At 72.3% G+C, this 12,728-nt stretch carries 15 protein-coding genes and 1 tRNA gene; 4 read left to right on the forward strand and 12 right to left on the reverse strand.

Annotated features, from left to right (window positions below):
• Positions 1-187 precede the first annotated feature (187 nt).
• The gene (locus tag B9S64_RS16895) at positions 188-403 is read left to right on the forward strand and encodes a hypothetical protein (protein WP_103492298.1); all 216 of its coding nucleotides are present in this window, start codon (positions 188-190) and stop codon (positions 401-403) included.
• 229 nt (positions 404-632) lie between these two features.
• On the opposite strand, the gene B9S64_RS16900 is transcribed toward B9S64_RS16895, so the two are convergent.
• The 8 genes from B9S64_RS16900 to B9S64_RS35065 all read right to left on the reverse strand — a co-directional run bounded on the left by B9S64_RS16900 (position 633) and on the right by B9S64_RS35065 (position 5,426).
• A complete protein-coding gene (locus tag B9S64_RS16900; protein ID WP_028441776.1) occupies positions 633-1,499 on the reverse strand; it encodes an RNA polymerase sigma factor SigF in 867 nt (288 codons plus the stop codon).
• Between the two features lie 234 nt (positions 1,500-1,733).
• A complete protein-coding gene (locus tag B9S64_RS16905; RefSeq protein WP_028441777.1) occupies positions 1,734-2,591 on the reverse strand; it encodes an RNA polymerase sigma factor SigF in 858 nt (285 codons plus the stop codon).
• 186 nt (positions 2,592-2,777) lie between these two features.
• Complete coding sequence (locus B9S64_RS16910) at positions 2,778-3,071, reverse strand: Dabb family protein (protein WP_103492297.1); 294 nt, start codon at positions 3,069-3,071, stop codon at positions 2,778-2,780.
• A 10-nt stretch (positions 3,072-3,081) separates the two neighbouring features.
• Positions 3,082-3,246 (reverse strand): hypothetical protein, encoded by a 165-nt coding sequence (locus B9S64_RS34485; protein ID WP_167344453.1) that lies wholly within the window; start codon positions 3,244-3,246, stop codon positions 3,082-3,084.
• 499 nt (positions 3,247-3,745) lie between these two features.
• Positions 3,746-3,830: transfer RNA gene (locus B9S64_RS16920), tRNA-Ser, on the reverse strand.
• A 78-nt stretch (positions 3,831-3,908) separates the two neighbouring features.
• Positions 3,909-4,337 (reverse strand): tRNA adenosine(34) deaminase TadA, encoded by a 429-nt coding sequence (tadA, locus tag B9S64_RS16925; protein ID WP_103492296.1) that lies wholly within the window; start codon positions 4,335-4,337, stop codon positions 3,909-3,911.
• A gap of 81 nt (positions 4,338-4,418) precedes the next feature.
• Positions 4,419-4,982, reverse strand: a complete 564-nt coding sequence (locus B9S64_RS16930) for a hypothetical protein (RefSeq protein ID WP_103492295.1) — start codon at positions 4,980-4,982, stop codon at positions 4,419-4,421.
• Between the two features lie 216 nt (positions 4,983-5,198).
• The gene (locus B9S64_RS35065) at positions 5,199-5,426 is read right to left on the reverse strand and encodes a hypothetical protein (protein ID WP_239085240.1); all 228 of its coding nucleotides are present in this window, start codon (positions 5,424-5,426) and stop codon (positions 5,199-5,201) included.
• Positions 5,427-5,543: 117 nt separating this feature from the next.
• On the opposite strand from B9S64_RS35065, the gene upp reads away from it, so the two are divergent.
• On the forward strand, positions 5,544-6,179 hold the full coding sequence (gene upp, locus B9S64_RS16940; protein WP_028441782.1) for a uracil phosphoribosyltransferase: 636 nt from the start codon (positions 5,544-5,546) through the stop codon (positions 6,177-6,179).
• An 81-nt stretch (positions 6,180-6,260) separates the two neighbouring features.
• Here upp and B9S64_RS16945 read toward each other — a convergent pair whose 3' ends face one another.
• From B9S64_RS16945 to B9S64_RS16960, 4 genes are all read right to left on the reverse strand, one after another.
• Complete coding sequence (locus B9S64_RS16945) at positions 6,261-6,860, reverse strand: LytR C-terminal domain-containing protein (RefSeq protein ID WP_103492293.1); 600 nt, start codon at positions 6,858-6,860, stop codon at positions 6,261-6,263.
• Positions 6,861-7,002: 142 nt separating this feature from the next.
• Positions 7,003-7,299 carry a type II toxin-antitoxin system VapB family antitoxin gene (locus B9S64_RS16950; protein WP_003955420.1) on the reverse strand — a complete coding sequence of 99 codons (297 nt, stop codon included), beginning with the start codon at positions 7,297-7,299 and terminating at the stop codon, positions 7,003-7,005.
• 211 nt (positions 7,300-7,510) lie between these two features.
• Positions 7,511-9,058 carry a M28 family metallopeptidase gene (locus B9S64_RS16955; protein WP_103492292.1) on the reverse strand — a complete coding sequence of 516 codons (1,548 nt, stop codon included), beginning with the start codon at positions 9,056-9,058 and terminating at the stop codon, positions 7,511-7,513.
• Between the two features lie 112 nt (positions 9,059-9,170).
• On the reverse strand, positions 9,171-9,782 hold the full coding sequence (locus tag B9S64_RS16960) for an HhH-GPD-type base excision DNA repair protein (protein ID WP_103492291.1): 612 nt from the start codon (positions 9,780-9,782) through the stop codon (positions 9,171-9,173).
• A 107-nt stretch (positions 9,783-9,889) separates the two neighbouring features.
• Here B9S64_RS16960 and B9S64_RS16965 point away from each other — a divergent pair, with 107 nt between their 5' ends.
• Together B9S64_RS16965 and B9S64_RS16970 are read left to right on the forward strand one after the other, a co-directional pair.
• Positions 9,890-11,800 (forward strand): SMI1/KNR4 family protein, encoded by a 1,911-nt coding sequence (locus B9S64_RS16965; protein ID WP_103492290.1) that lies wholly within the window; start codon positions 9,890-9,892, stop codon positions 11,798-11,800.
• A gap of 94 nt (positions 11,801-11,894) precedes the next feature.
• A complete protein-coding gene (locus B9S64_RS16970; protein ID WP_258037935.1) occupies positions 11,895-12,632 on the forward strand; it encodes an SDR family oxidoreductase in 738 nt (245 codons plus the stop codon).
• Positions 12,633-12,728 lie beyond the last annotated feature (96 nt).

Consider the following 12,728-nt stretch of genomic DNA (forward strand, 5'->3'; position numbering starts at 1 on the left):
GACCACCCCGCGCCCGTGGCCAGCACCCCGGCCCCGACCGCCGGCCCCGGAGCCCGGAAATCACTGCCGGAGGCCCCGCCCGGCGTACCCCCGGCGTTCCCGGGCGGGCCGTCCACCGCTTCGGGTCATCGCCCGGCGGAGACCCGGGGGTTGGGCGGTACCGCCGAGTTCGCTAGGGTCCTGGGCCATGGCACACAACCCCCACGCCCCGCAGCCGGGCCCCGAGGGCACTCACGACCCGGCGGGCAGCACGCAGATGTTCCGCGCGTTCGTCGACGAGGGCGAGCCGCAGCGCAGGCAGGAGACGGCCGCGGCCCCGTCAGGGCCGAAGACCGGTGTGATCGTGGCCGTCGTCGCGGTCATCGTCGTCCTCGGCGCGGTCGCCTGGCTCGCGCTCGGCTGACCGAGAGCACGTCCCCGTCACCCACCACCTACCGCGGTGGCGCCCCGGGTCGCGGCTCTCCCGCCGCCGGCCCCGGGGCCCCGCAGCACACAGCACGGCCCGCACGGCCCGCACGGCCCGCACGGCGCGGTACGGCCGTCCAGGCGCCCGTACCGGTGCCCGGTGGCCCCGGCGAGCCGTACGCCCGGCGCGAGGCCCCTCACGGGGCCCCGGCACCGGCCGGCCCGCGTCAGTCGGCGATGAGCCCTTCCCTGAGCTGGGTGAGGGTGCGGGTCAGCAGCCGCGAGACGTGCATCTGCGAGATGCCGACCTCCTCGCCGATCTGCGACTGGGTCATGTTGGCGAAGAAGCGCAGCATGATGATCTGCCGCTCACGGGGCGGCAGCTTGGCCAGCAGCGGCTTCAGCGACTCGCGGTACTCGACGCCCTCCAGGGCCGCGTCCTCGTACCCCAGGCGGTCCGCCAGCGAACCCTCGCCGCCGTCGTCCTCGGCGGACGGGGAGTCCAGCGAGGAGGCCGTGTAGGCGTTGCCCACGGCCAGCCCGTCGACCACGTCCTCCTCGGAGACCCCCAGCGCCTTGGCCAGCTCCGGCACCGTGGGCGAACGGTCCAGCTTCTGGGCGAGCTCGTCGCTCGCCTTCGTGAGCGCCAGGCGCAGCTCCTGGAGCCGGCGCGGCACCCGGACCGACCATGAGGTGTCCCGGAAGAAGCGTTTGATCTCACCCACGACGGTCGGCATCGCGAAGGTGGGGAACTCCACGCCCCGCTCGCAGTCGAAGCGGTCGATCGCCTTGATCAGGCCGATCGTGCCGACCTGGACGATGTCCTCCATGGGTTCGTTACGGCTGCGGAAACGTGCCGCCGCGTAGCGGACGAGCGGGAGGTTGAGCTCGATGAGTGTGTCCCGGACATAGGCCCGCTCCGGGCTGTCCGTTCCGTCGGGTCCCGATGCGGGTCCCAGCGCGGCGAGCCGCAGGAACAGGGAGCGGGACAGCGTGCGGGTGTCGATGGCTTCCGGCGAGCTGGTGAGCACGGCAGGCGCGGGCACGCTCTTCGTGAGCGTGAGCACCTTCGAGCTGCCCTGGTCTACGGACATGCCACCCCCTTGAGGTCGCGGACGGTCGCGGTGGCCACGACCATCGGAGGAACGCAGCCTCCACCTGAATACCGGAGGTAGGGCTGCGGCAAACGCGGTTCCAGCAGAATGTCACATGTCGGCAACACGCTGTAGTGACAAGTCGACAAGTCAGCGGTGGAACCGCGCAGGAAACAGGGGGTGTGCGGCATTTACGCCCCGGAAGACGGCTCCGGGACGGTCTACCCGTTCCGGCTACGCCTCGATCCTGTTTGCGGATCTCAGTCGGGCAAAACTTCTGGCCAAGAGCCTTGACACATGCATCTGGGAGACGCCGAGTTCGGCGCTGATCTGTGACTGCGTCAGGTTGTTGTAGTAGCGCAGCAGCAGGATCCGCTGCTCCCGCTCAGGGAGCTGGACGAGCAGATGCCGTACCAGGTCGCGGTGTTCGACCCCGGCCAGCGCCGGGTCCTCGTAGCCGAGCCGGTCCAGCAGGCCGGGCAGGCCGTCGCCCTCCTGTGCCGCCTCCAGGGAGGTCGCGTGGTACGAGCGCCCCGCCTCGATGCAGGCGAGCACCTCGTCCTCGGAGATCTTCAGCCGCTGGGCGATCTCGGCGGTCGTGGGGGAGCGCCCGTGAGCGGTCGTCAGGTCCTCGGTGGCGCCGGTGACCTGGACCCACAGCTCGTGCAGGCGGCGAGGGACGTGCACGGTGCGCACGTTGTCCCGGAAGTATCGTTTGATCTCGCCGACCACGGTGGGCATGGCGAACGTCGGGAACTGGACGCCGCGTTCCGGGTCGAACCGGTCGATGGCGTTGATCAGCCCAATGGTGCCGACCTGGACGACGTCCTCCATCGGCTCGTTACGGCTGCGGAAACGTGCCGCCGCGTAACGCACCAGGGGCAGGTTCGCCTCGATCAGGGCGGTACGCACCCGGTCGTGTTCCGGGGTGCCCGGTTCGAGGTCCTTGAGGCGGCCGAAGAGCACCTGGGTGAGCGCCCGGGTGTCCGCTCCCCGGCTTCTGCCGGGCTGGGGCGGTTCGGGCGTCTCGGTCTGGATGTCGTCCGTCTGGACGTTCTGGGGCGGGACTTGAGGCGCTGTACTGGCCGGCACGGTGTCGCCACCCCTTTGCGGTCAACTACGGTCAACTCATCCGTCAAAAGCGGTCATAGCATCACAAGACATGTCCACTGTGTGCAAGCACCGCATAGGGTCGTGTTGTGCCGAATATGGTTTAAAAATGCCGAAAAGCCCCTCTCCTGATCGGATGAGGGACCTGGGGGCCGACGCGCGGGTACGTCAGAACGGGTAGTCGGCGATCACCCAAGTGGCGAACTCGCGCCACAGGCCGGCCGCGGCCTGGTGGTCCGGGTGCTCGATGTAGCGCTTGAGGGATTCCTCGTCCGCCACCGCGGAGTTGATGGCGAAGTCGTAGGCGATCGGCCGGTCGGTGATGTTCCAGGCGCACTCCCAGAACTCCAGCTCGGGGATCGTCCCGCCGAGCACCCGGAAGGCCTCCGCCCCGGCGAGGACCCGGGGGTCGTCCCGCTCGACGCCGTCGTTCAGCTTGAACAGGACCAGGTGGCGGATCATGGGGCCACTCCTACTTCACGAGCTCGGACATGAAGTCCCCGACGCCCTGGGCGGCGCTCGATATGCCTTCGAAGCCCACCTGGACGAGGTCCGCGGCGCGTTCGGGGGACGTGATGATCGTGTACAGCACGAAGACCACAATCAAGTAGAGCGCGATCTTCTTCGCTTGCACCACAGCCCGCCCCCGCCTCTCCCCGTCGATCACGTGTGCAGTCGGGTGATTCTAGCCGCACGTATGGCCGGTTCCGGGGGACGTCTCCGATCACTGACGCGGCTTTTAGGGACCAAGGACCCGTGGTTTTAGGTCCTTTGCCCCCGGTCGTGGCTTCTGTCGGGGGGCACCATGGAAGACGGCCCGCTCATGGCATCCATGCGGCGGGCGGAGGGACGGGGCCCATGAGGCCACGCCGCGCGACTTCCCCCTGACCGCGGCGAGGACCGGACCCGTTCTCATCGGGGGAAGCGGCTTGTCCCCCCGATGCCGCTTCCCCCGACCTCCACGACGACGGCCCCGGCCCCCGGTTCCCCGACCGGCGGCCGGGGCCGTCTCCGTATCCCCCACACGGCCGCCACGCCGCGCCCCGGGCCGTTCCGTACGGCCCAGGAGACGCCCGGCAAGGTCCGGAGACGCTCGAAGGGCCCCGACGCGATGCGTCGGGGCCCTTCGTTCAGAGCGGTAGCGGTGGGATTTGAACCCACGGTGAGTTTCCCCACACTCGCTTTCGAGGCGAGCTCCTTCGGCCGCTCGGACACGCTACCGAGAGAGAGCTTAGACCATCCCGGGCGATGGTCGAAATCCGATTCCCGGACCGGTGGCCGAGGTCGCCGGGGGTGCCGTCAGCGCTCGCGGAAGAACGCCGTCAGCTGGGCCGCGCAGGTCTCCTCCAGGACGCCCTGGACCACTTCCGGGCGGTGGTTGAGCCGGCGGTCCCGCAGGACGTCCCAGAGCGAGCCCGCGGCCCCGGCCTTCTCGTCGCGCGCCCCGTAGACGACCCGGGCGATCCGGGACTGGACGAGTGCGCCCGCGCACATCGTGCACGGCTCCAGGGTCACCACCAGCGTGCAGCCGGTCAGCCGCCAGCCGCCGAGGGCCGCGGCGGCGCGGCGCAGGGCGAGGACCTCGGCGTGCGCGGTCGGGTCGCCGGTCGCCTCGCGCTCGTTGTGGCCGGTGGCGAGCAAGGCGCCGTGCGGGTCCAGCACAACGGCGCCGACCGGCACATCGCCGGCCGACGCCGCCTGCGCCGCCTCGTGCAGGGCCTGGCGCATGGATGCCTGCCACGGATCCCGTACGGGATCGGCGGGAGGGGGTGAGGGGGGCGTGGGTGGTGGTGCGGTCACCCGCGGACCCTAGCGGACGGCCTCCAGGACATCGGCCGCGCCCAGCGCGTCGGCGATCTCCGCCAGCGCGTCGGTGCGCAGGGTCAGCAGGTCCTTCTCGGACAGCCCCAGGTCGGACAGCAGACCCAGGTCGCCCAGCGGGCCCGCCGGCACGGTGTCGGGGTCCTGGTCCGGGTCGAGGCCCGCGGTACCGGCACGGGCGTCGCCGGTGTCTTCGGCCTCGTCCGGTTCGTCGTCCTCGTCGAGGCCGACGAGTTCCTCCAGGGCCGCGATCTCGTCCTCGGCCCCGGGTTCGCGGCCGAGCAGTTCGTCGGTGAGCAGGATCTCCCCGTACGAGGAGCGGGCGGCGGCGGACGCGTCCGAGACGTAGATACGCGGGTCCTCCTCACCGTCCACCCGGACGACGCCGAACCAGGCGTCCTCCTGCTCGATGTAGACCAGGACCGTGTCCTCGTCCACCGAGGCGTCCCGGGCCAGATCCGTCAGGTCGGACAGGGTTTCCACATCGTCGAGCTCCGTGTCGCTCGCTTCCCACCCGTCTTCGGTGCGCGCGAGCAGTGCGGCGAAGTACACCGTGACTCTCCCACTGTTCATAGGTGAATCGGTCCGACGGGAGGGCGGCCGGTCTTCCGGCCGCTCTGGACCCCGCCCAATCGGCATCGTGGCAGAAACGAGCGCGAAGCGAGAGGTCTTCGGCCGTTGCGTCGTCCATCAGTTCCGGGAGTCCGGGTGCCGGCCGTCCCCGTACCGGGCGGACCGGAGGCGCCGCCGCCCTCCGGCACCCGGGGTTCACCAGCGGAATGTCCGCATGCGCATCTGTTGCCGCATACGGGCCGCGCGGGCGCGCCGCGGCTGCACCCGGTCGCGGAGCTGCTTCGCTTCGTGGAGCTCGCGGAGGAACTGCGCCCGCCGCCTCCGGCGCGCGGCTTCACTCTCCTGCGCGGCTTCCGCGTCCTCCGGCGCGTCGGGCACGTCGCGCGCGCTCCGGCGTTCTCTCGGCTGCTCCCGGTCGGGCAATCGACACACCACCCCAAGGCCTGGGTCACGTATGTCCCCACCTTCCCTCCGAACAGGTGCTTGATGCCAGCGCAGGCTTGCGAGGAGGTGGTCCCCGGCCCGGCTACTGTTGACGGCATGCGGATCCACGTCGTCGACCACCCGCTGGTGGCGCACAAACTCACCACGCTGCGCGACAAGCGCACCGATTCCCCTACCTTCCGGCGGCTCGCCGACGAGCTGGTCACCCTTCTCGCGTACGAGGCCACCCGGGACGTGCGCACCGAGCAGGTCGACATCGAGACCCCGGTGACGAGCACGACCGGGGTGAAGCTGTCCCACCCGCGTCCCCTGGTCGTGCCGATCCTGCGCGCGGGCCTGGGCATGCTGGACGGCATGGTCCGGCTGCTCCCGACCGCCGAGGTCGGCTTCCTGGGCATGATCCGCAACGAGGAGACGCTCCAGGCCGAGACGTACGCGACGCGGATGCCCGAGGACCTCTCCGGACGCCAGGTCTACGTCCTCGACCCGATGCTGGCCACCGGCGGCACACTGGTCGCGGCTATCCGGGAGCTGATCAAGCGGGGCGCCGACGACGTCACCGCGGTGGTGCTGCTGGCGGCGCCCGAGGGTGTCGAGGTGATGGAGCGCGACCTGGCCGGCACCCCGGTCACCGTGGTCACGGCCTCGGTCGACGAGCGGCTCAACGAGAACGGCTACATCGTGCCCGGACTCGGTGACGCCGGTGACCGGATGTACGGCACCGCGGAGTGACGTGACACGGGCCGCGGACCGGGGCCCGCGCCCCGGCCGCCCGGTCCGACCGGTTCGACGGCCGGGGGAGGTCCGCCCGGCTCAGCAGCCGGGCGAGGGGGACGGAGCCGGCTTCGCCAGGGCGCCGAGGGCGGACGCCGCGGCGGCCGGTGTGCTGAACGCCTTGAACTTCGTCCCGATGATCAGATCGATGTCCGCCGTCTTGCGGGCGTCCGTCTTCTGCTCCGTCCCCGGAAGCTGGGTGGTGAGCACGGGGAACGCCCCGTCGGCCGCCGTGGGCGCGCCGAGCAGCAGCCCGGGACCGGGCACCTTCTTGTCGTAGGCGGCCGGGGCGTTGTCCACCTCGCCGATGACGAAGCCGCGCTTCTTCAGCTCGTCCGCCGCCGCCTTGGCGAGCCCGCTGCGGGGCGTCGCGTTGTAGACGTTGACCTTGATGGCGCCCGGCTTCGGCAGCGCCTTCGCGGGTGGGGCCGCCGCCGGGGAGGCGCAGGTCTTCGGCCGGCCGGCCGCGCTCGCCTGTTTGTCGCTTCCCGTGAAGACGTCGACGAGCTGGAGGGTGCCCCACCCGGCCATGCCGAGGGCCACCACGGCGGCGACCGCCGAAAGGACCAGTCGTCCGCGACGGCGCGGACGGCGCATGCGCGGGTACGCCTTACCCGTGACGCGGTACTTTCCGCCCAAGCCGGGAGGGGTCAACATGCTCATGGCCGAAGCGTAGTGCCGCTCGGAGACGATGCCTACTAAACGATCAACAGATGGCACCCGTATGAGCATAAAAGCACCCGAAAGGCCCGAAATGCTCCAAGGGTGGGAGTGGCGCGGCTCAGCCGAGTTCGAGGACCCGGGCGTGGAGCACCTGGCGCTGTTGCAGGGCGGCGCGCACGGCGCGGTGCAGTCCGTCCTCCAGATAGAGGTCGCCCTGCCACTTCACGACGTGGGCGAACAGGTCCCCGTAGAACGTGGAGTCCTCGGCGAGCAGGGTCTCCAGGTCCAGCTGGCCCTTGGTGGTCACCAGCTGGTCGAGGCGGACCGGGCGCGGCGCGACGTCCGCCCACTGTCGGGTGCTTTCCCGGCCGTGGTCGGGGTATGGCCGCCCATTTCCGATGCGCTTGAAGATCACACGGAAAGCCTACCGGGCAAGGGCCTCCGGGCGCAGCCATGGGCACCACCGCGATCCCGGGTGAAAGCGGGGCGAACCAGGCGGGAAGTCCAGGGGCGGGCCGGGAGGCCGGGCGGAAGGTGCCCGAAGCGCCGTCCTGCCGCGGGCGGAAGGCCCCCGAAGCGCCGCTTCGTCACGGGCGGAACGGCGCTTCGGGGCCGGGGAACCGTCGTCAGCGGGTGACGCCGTGCGCGTGGCCCTCGCGCGGTCCGCTGCCGGCGCTCCGCCCGGCGGTGGCCGCCGCGGCGGGGACCGGGCGGGTCAGCGAGCGGAGGTCGTAGGCGTAGGTGCCCACCGCGTGGGCGATCACGTCGATGTTGGTGTCGAAGTGCGCCATGTCGATGTTCTTCAGGTCGTCGCAGGCCGCGTGGTAGCAGGGGTCGTACGCGACCCCGGCCGTGCCGCCGAAGAGTTCGGCCTCGGCGGCGGTCTTGATGCCCTCGGCGCCGGTGTCCGTCCCGCCGGAGGGGATGCCGACCTCGATGAACGGCCCGTAGTCCGAGCGCCCGGTGAAGTCCGCCCCGATGTGCGGGGTGCCCCGGGAGTCCAGGAACGCGGTGATGTCGTGCTCCAGTTGGGCGGACCCCTCCGGCCCGGGGCCCTCGCCGACCCCGTCGGAGTCGTCGCCGTCGAAGACGAACTGGGCGCCGTTCGGTGAGGCGATCATGTCGAAGTTCAGATAGAGCGCGATCGTGTCGCGCTGGGCCTGGGAGAGCTTGGCGACGTACGCCTCCGAGCCCAGCAGGCCGTTCTCCTCGGCCGACCACCAGGCGAACCGGATCTTGTTGGCGGGCGTCTTGTGGGTCCTGGCCAGTTCCAGGGCGACTTCGAGGAGGCCGGCCGAGCCCGAGCCGTTGTCGTTGATGCCGGGGCCGTCGGTGACCGAGTCGAGGTGGGCGCCGAGCATGACCGTCCGGGACGCGTTCCCGCCGCGGGTCTCGGCGAGGACGTTGCGGGTGGTGCGCTCCTCCTGGAGTTCGCGGATCTCCAGGGAGACCGTCACCTCGCCCCGGGCCAGGTCGGCGACGAGCTTCTCGCCCTCCTCCTGGACGAGCCCGCCGGTGGGGATCCGGCCCGACCCGACGTCGCCGAGGGTCCCGGAGAGGACGCCCTCGGTGTTGTTGTAGATGACGGCGCCGACCGCGCCCGCGGCTCCGGCGGCCGCCTGCTTCTCGGCGAAGGAGCAGCCGCCGCGCTTGATCAGCGCGATCTTGCCGGTGAAGGTCCCGGAGGCGTAGTCGGACGCCACACAGCCCGCCGCGTCGCTGTCGGGAACGGCGGCGAGGGCCGCCCGCACCCCGCCGGGCGCGGTGGACGTCGTGTACGTCATCGCCTTGACGGGCACCTCGCGCGGGGTGGGCGAGACGACGGAGAGCTTCTCGGCGAGGGTCTCGGTGTAGACGAAGTCGAAGGACTGGTAGGAGACCTTGTAGCCGGCCTTGCGGAGCAGCTGGTGCACATAGGCGGCGGAGGCGTCGTGGCCGGGCGACCCGGCCGCCCGGTGGCCTCCCGACGCGTCGGCTATCGCCTGGAACGTCCGCAGGTGCCGGAAGGCGTCCTTCGCGGACGCCTCCCTGACCAGCTGCCGCGACAGCTTGGCCGCCTCCTTGGCGGGGTCGTGCGGCGGGTGGCCGTGATGCGGTGCCGCGCCGAGGAGCAGCGGTGCGGCCAGGGTGGTGGCGGCCACAACCGCGAGGGATCTGCGACGAGTCGCGTGCACAGGAGTCCTTCCGAAGCGGGTCGATGCGAACGGATGTGCAGGAAGGTAGCGAGGGGGCCGCCGTCCTGGAACAGGTGTGGCGGGTTGTGGCCGGTTGTGTGGCGTGTTCTGGTCATGTGGCGCGTCGTGCCGCCTTGGCCGCCGCCTTGATCCGCTGCTTGACGGCCCGTACCTCGGCGAGCGACTCGGGGCCGGTGATGTCCGCCACCGACCGGTACGAGCCCTCCTCGCCGTACGGGCCGGCCGCCTCGCGCCATCCCGCTGGGCGGACCCCGAACCGCTTGCCCAGCAGGGCCAGGAAGATCTGCGCCTTCTGGGTGCCGAACCCGGGGAGCGCCCTGAGCCGCTTCAGCAGCTCGGCGCCGGTCGCGGCGTCCGCCCAGACCGCGCTCGCCTCCCCGTCGTACTCGGCCACCAGGTACCGGCAGAGCTGCCGCACCCTGGTGGCCATGGCCCCCGGGTAGCGGTGCAGGGCCGGTTTGGCGGTGAACAGTTCCGTGAACGCCTCCGGGTCGTACGCGGCGATCTCCCGGGCGTCCAGGTCGTCCCCGCCCATCCGTCCGGCCAGCGTGTAGGGGCCGGTGAACGCCCACTCCATCGGTACCTGCTGGTCCAGCAGCATGCCGACGAGGGCGGCCAGCGGGCTGCGGCCGAGGAGCGCGTCCGCCTCCGGCTGCTGGGCGATCCGCAGCGTGATGTCCTTGCCCGTGCTGTTCTCGGTCATGCCTTCGATGATCGCCAGGGTGGCGGGCCCCGGCGAGTCCGGCGGCGCAGGCGGGGGCGGTCCGGGCGCGGCCGCGCTGTCAGTGGCGGGTGCGAGGATCGCCCACCGTGGACATCGACAACTGGCAGTGGTTCCTGGACCGTTGGAACGCGCAGTGGAGGGCCGTGCAGAAGCTGGCCGATCCCGAGGAGGCCGACGAGGAGGCCCTGGCCGCGGGCGGGCTGTGCTTCCCGCCGGCGGGCGAACGGCGGATGGCCGCTCTGGAACGGCGGCTGGGCACCGCGCTCCCGCCGTCCTACCGCGCCTTCCTCCAGGTCTCCGACGGCTGGCGGCACGCGGGCGGATCGGTGTACCTGCTCGCCGGCACCGGAGACGCGGACTGGCACCGGGACCCGATGGGCATGAAGGCGCTCTACGAGGAGCAGCTGGACGCACGGCCGACGCCGTCCGAGGTGCTGATGGCCGGGATGTGGGAGCGGGCGCTGCGACTCTCCGTCGACTCGGACATGACCGACGTGCTGCTCGATCCGGGGGACACCGACGAGAACGGCGAGTGGGCCCTCTACGTCTACAAGGGCTGGTCGGGGGAGTACCCCGAGCGGTACGGGTCGTTCGCCGCCTTCATGCGGGAGGGGCACCGGACGTTCGTCGCCGACCAGGGCGACGATCCGCGCTTCGAGGACGAGCTGACCCGGAAGCTCGACGCGTCCGTCGAGCGCGCCCGGGTCGCCTGCCTGGCGGGGGAGGACGTGGACGCCCAGGCGGCGGCCCTCGGCGAGGCCGGATCCTTCGGCAGGCCCCGGGCGCGGGTGCTGCGCGAGCAGATCGGCACGATGCTCGGCCGCGCCGGCCACCTCCCGGTGCCCCCGGACACGAACGATCCGCTGTACGTCCGGGAGGTGATGCCCGTCCTCGCCCTGGAGCACTGCCAAAGGGGCAGGGACGACGACTGGTTCCTGCGGCGGCACGGGGAGGAGGGCCGCGAGGCGGCGGAGGCGGCGTTGGCGGCGGCCCGGGGGCGCACGTTCCGGTACGTGTCCCCGGGGGCCTTCGGGCGGGCCGTCGACGAAGCGAGGGAGCAGGCCCGCTGGGGTGACACGGACACCGCGTGGCGGACCCTGGTGACCGCCGTGCCCGGCTGGGAGCCCTACGGCCCGGAGCACCTGGCGCCGATCGGGCTGACGGCCGACCCGCTCCTCGGACCGCTCGTCACCCCGGAGCGCGGGCGGCACATCCTGACCACGCCACGGGCCGGCCACGGCGGACGGACCGGTGCCCCCGTCGTGGGGCCGGAGCGGGACGGCGGATGGGGGCTCGGGTGGGTGGCCCAGGACGACCGGCCCGACCACTCCTACCGTTTCGTGGCGGTCCAGGGCGTCACCCCACGGGCCCTCGCCGAACGGCTCGGCGGCGGAGAGCCGCTGGCCCCGCACACCGAGCGGGAGCTGTGGCGGCTCCGGCACCGGGGCGGCGACACCCGGGGCCGGTGCCTGTACCGGGTGGGCTCCTGCGGTGGCGCGGGCGACTGGAGCTTCGCCTACGACCACGACCCGGAGACCTATCAGTACGGCCGGGTGGAGGGTCCCGGCGCCCTCGTCCCGCCCGGCGTCCGGTCGGTGGCGGTCTGGTGCGAGCGGAACGCCGTCCCGGGAAGGGGGTGCACCGACGTCTTCCACTTCTCGTACGCGGAGGACGGGGAGACCCGGTTCACCGCGGTGGCGCGCGCGGGTGCGGCCGAGGTCACCGGGACCGTGCCCGACGGGCTCGACCCGGCCCTCTTCGGCACGGCCCTCTTCGACGGCGCCCCGCCGGTCGCCGCCGAGGGGACGGGGCACGGCCTGGCGCGCGACGCGGAGACACGGGTGCTCGACGCGATCGGCGCGGCCTTCGGTATCGGTCTGCCCCGGTTCGCCCTGCGCCAGGGCGGCTTGCACGCGGCGTGGGGGCCTTCGTGGATCAGGCCGCCGGGGCCGGGCCAAGCGGTCCTCACCTTCGTCCGGCGGCGCTCGGCGGGATGACAGGGGCCGGTCGCCCCTCGCCGGGGCGCGGTGATGTCACATCCCTGTGCTCGTGATCCGTCCACGGGACATGGACGCACAAAGGAATCTGACCGTGGCCGTCGCCGGTGGCACCGGCACGCTGGGCAGCGCCGTCGCCGAGGAACTGCGGCGGCGCGGCCACCGGGTACGGGTGCTGAGCCGCCGCTCCCCCGACCATCCGGTGGACCTGACGACCGGACAGGGCCTGGCCGAGGCACTGGCCGGCTGCGACGTGGTGGTGGACGCCAGCAACAGCACCTCCCCGAAGAAGGCGAGGACCACCCTGGTCGACGGATCGCGGCTGCTGCTCGCGGCGGAGGAGAAGGCCGGGGTGGGCCATCACGTGGGCATCTCGATCGTCGGCTGCGAGAAGGTGCCGATCGGCTACTACCGCACGAAGGTGGCCCAGGAGCGGGTGGTGGAGTCGGGGCCGGTCGGCTGGTCGATGGTGCGGGCGACGCAGTTCCATGAGCTGGTGGCCGGGGCGCTGGCGCCACTGGCCCGGTGCGGTGTGCATCCGTTGCCGAAGGCGCGGCTCCAGACCGTCGCGGCGGTGGAGGTGGCGCACGCCGTCGCCGATGTCGCCGAGCGGCCCGCGCTGCGGGGACGGGTGGAGGTGGCGGGCCCCGAGATCACGGATCTGCGCGACCTGGGCCTCCAGTGGCGCGCCGCCCATCGCAGCCGGGTGCTGCCGGTGCCCGTGCCGCTGCCGGGCGCGGTGGGCCGGGCCCTGCGGGCGGGAGCGCTCACCACCGACCGGCCGGACGTACGGGGCACCACGACCTTCGCGCAGTGGCTGGCCGGGCGGTAGGACCGGCCGGGTGGTGGGCCGGACGGTAGGACCGGCCAGGTGGTGGGGCCGGTCCCTCGCGGGGCGGGGTCGTGGGGCGGTCTCTCGCGGGGCCGG

It is taken from the genome of Streptomyces sp. SM18, from assembly GCF_002910775.2.
Lineage (GTDB): Bacteria > Actinomycetota > Actinomycetes > Streptomycetales > Streptomycetaceae > Streptomyces > Streptomyces halstedii.

Coding starts and splice junctions, on each gene's coding strand:
- B9S64_RS16910 (WP_103492297.1), bottom strand. CDS start 3,071: ATGATCCGCCACCTGGTCCTGTTCAAGCTGAACGACGGCGTCGAGCGG.
- B9S64_RS16960 (WP_103492291.1), bottom strand. CDS start 9,782: ATGACCGAGAACAGCACGGGCAAGGACATCACGCTGCGGATCGCCCAG.
- B9S64_RS16895 (WP_103492298.1), top strand. CDS start 188: ATGGCACACAACCCCCACGCCCCGCAGCCGGGCCCCGAGGGCACTCAC.
- B9S64_RS16900 (WP_028441776.1), bottom strand. CDS start 1,499: ATGTCCGTAGACCAGGGCAGCTCGAAGGTGCTCACGCTCACGAAGAGC.
- upp (WP_028441782.1), top strand. CDS start 5,544: ATGCGGATCCACGTCGTCGACCACCCGCTGGTGGCGCACAAACTCACC.
- tadA (WP_103492296.1), bottom strand. CDS start 4,337: ATGCGCCAGGCCCTGCACGAGGCGGCGCAGGCGGCGTCGGCCGGCGAT.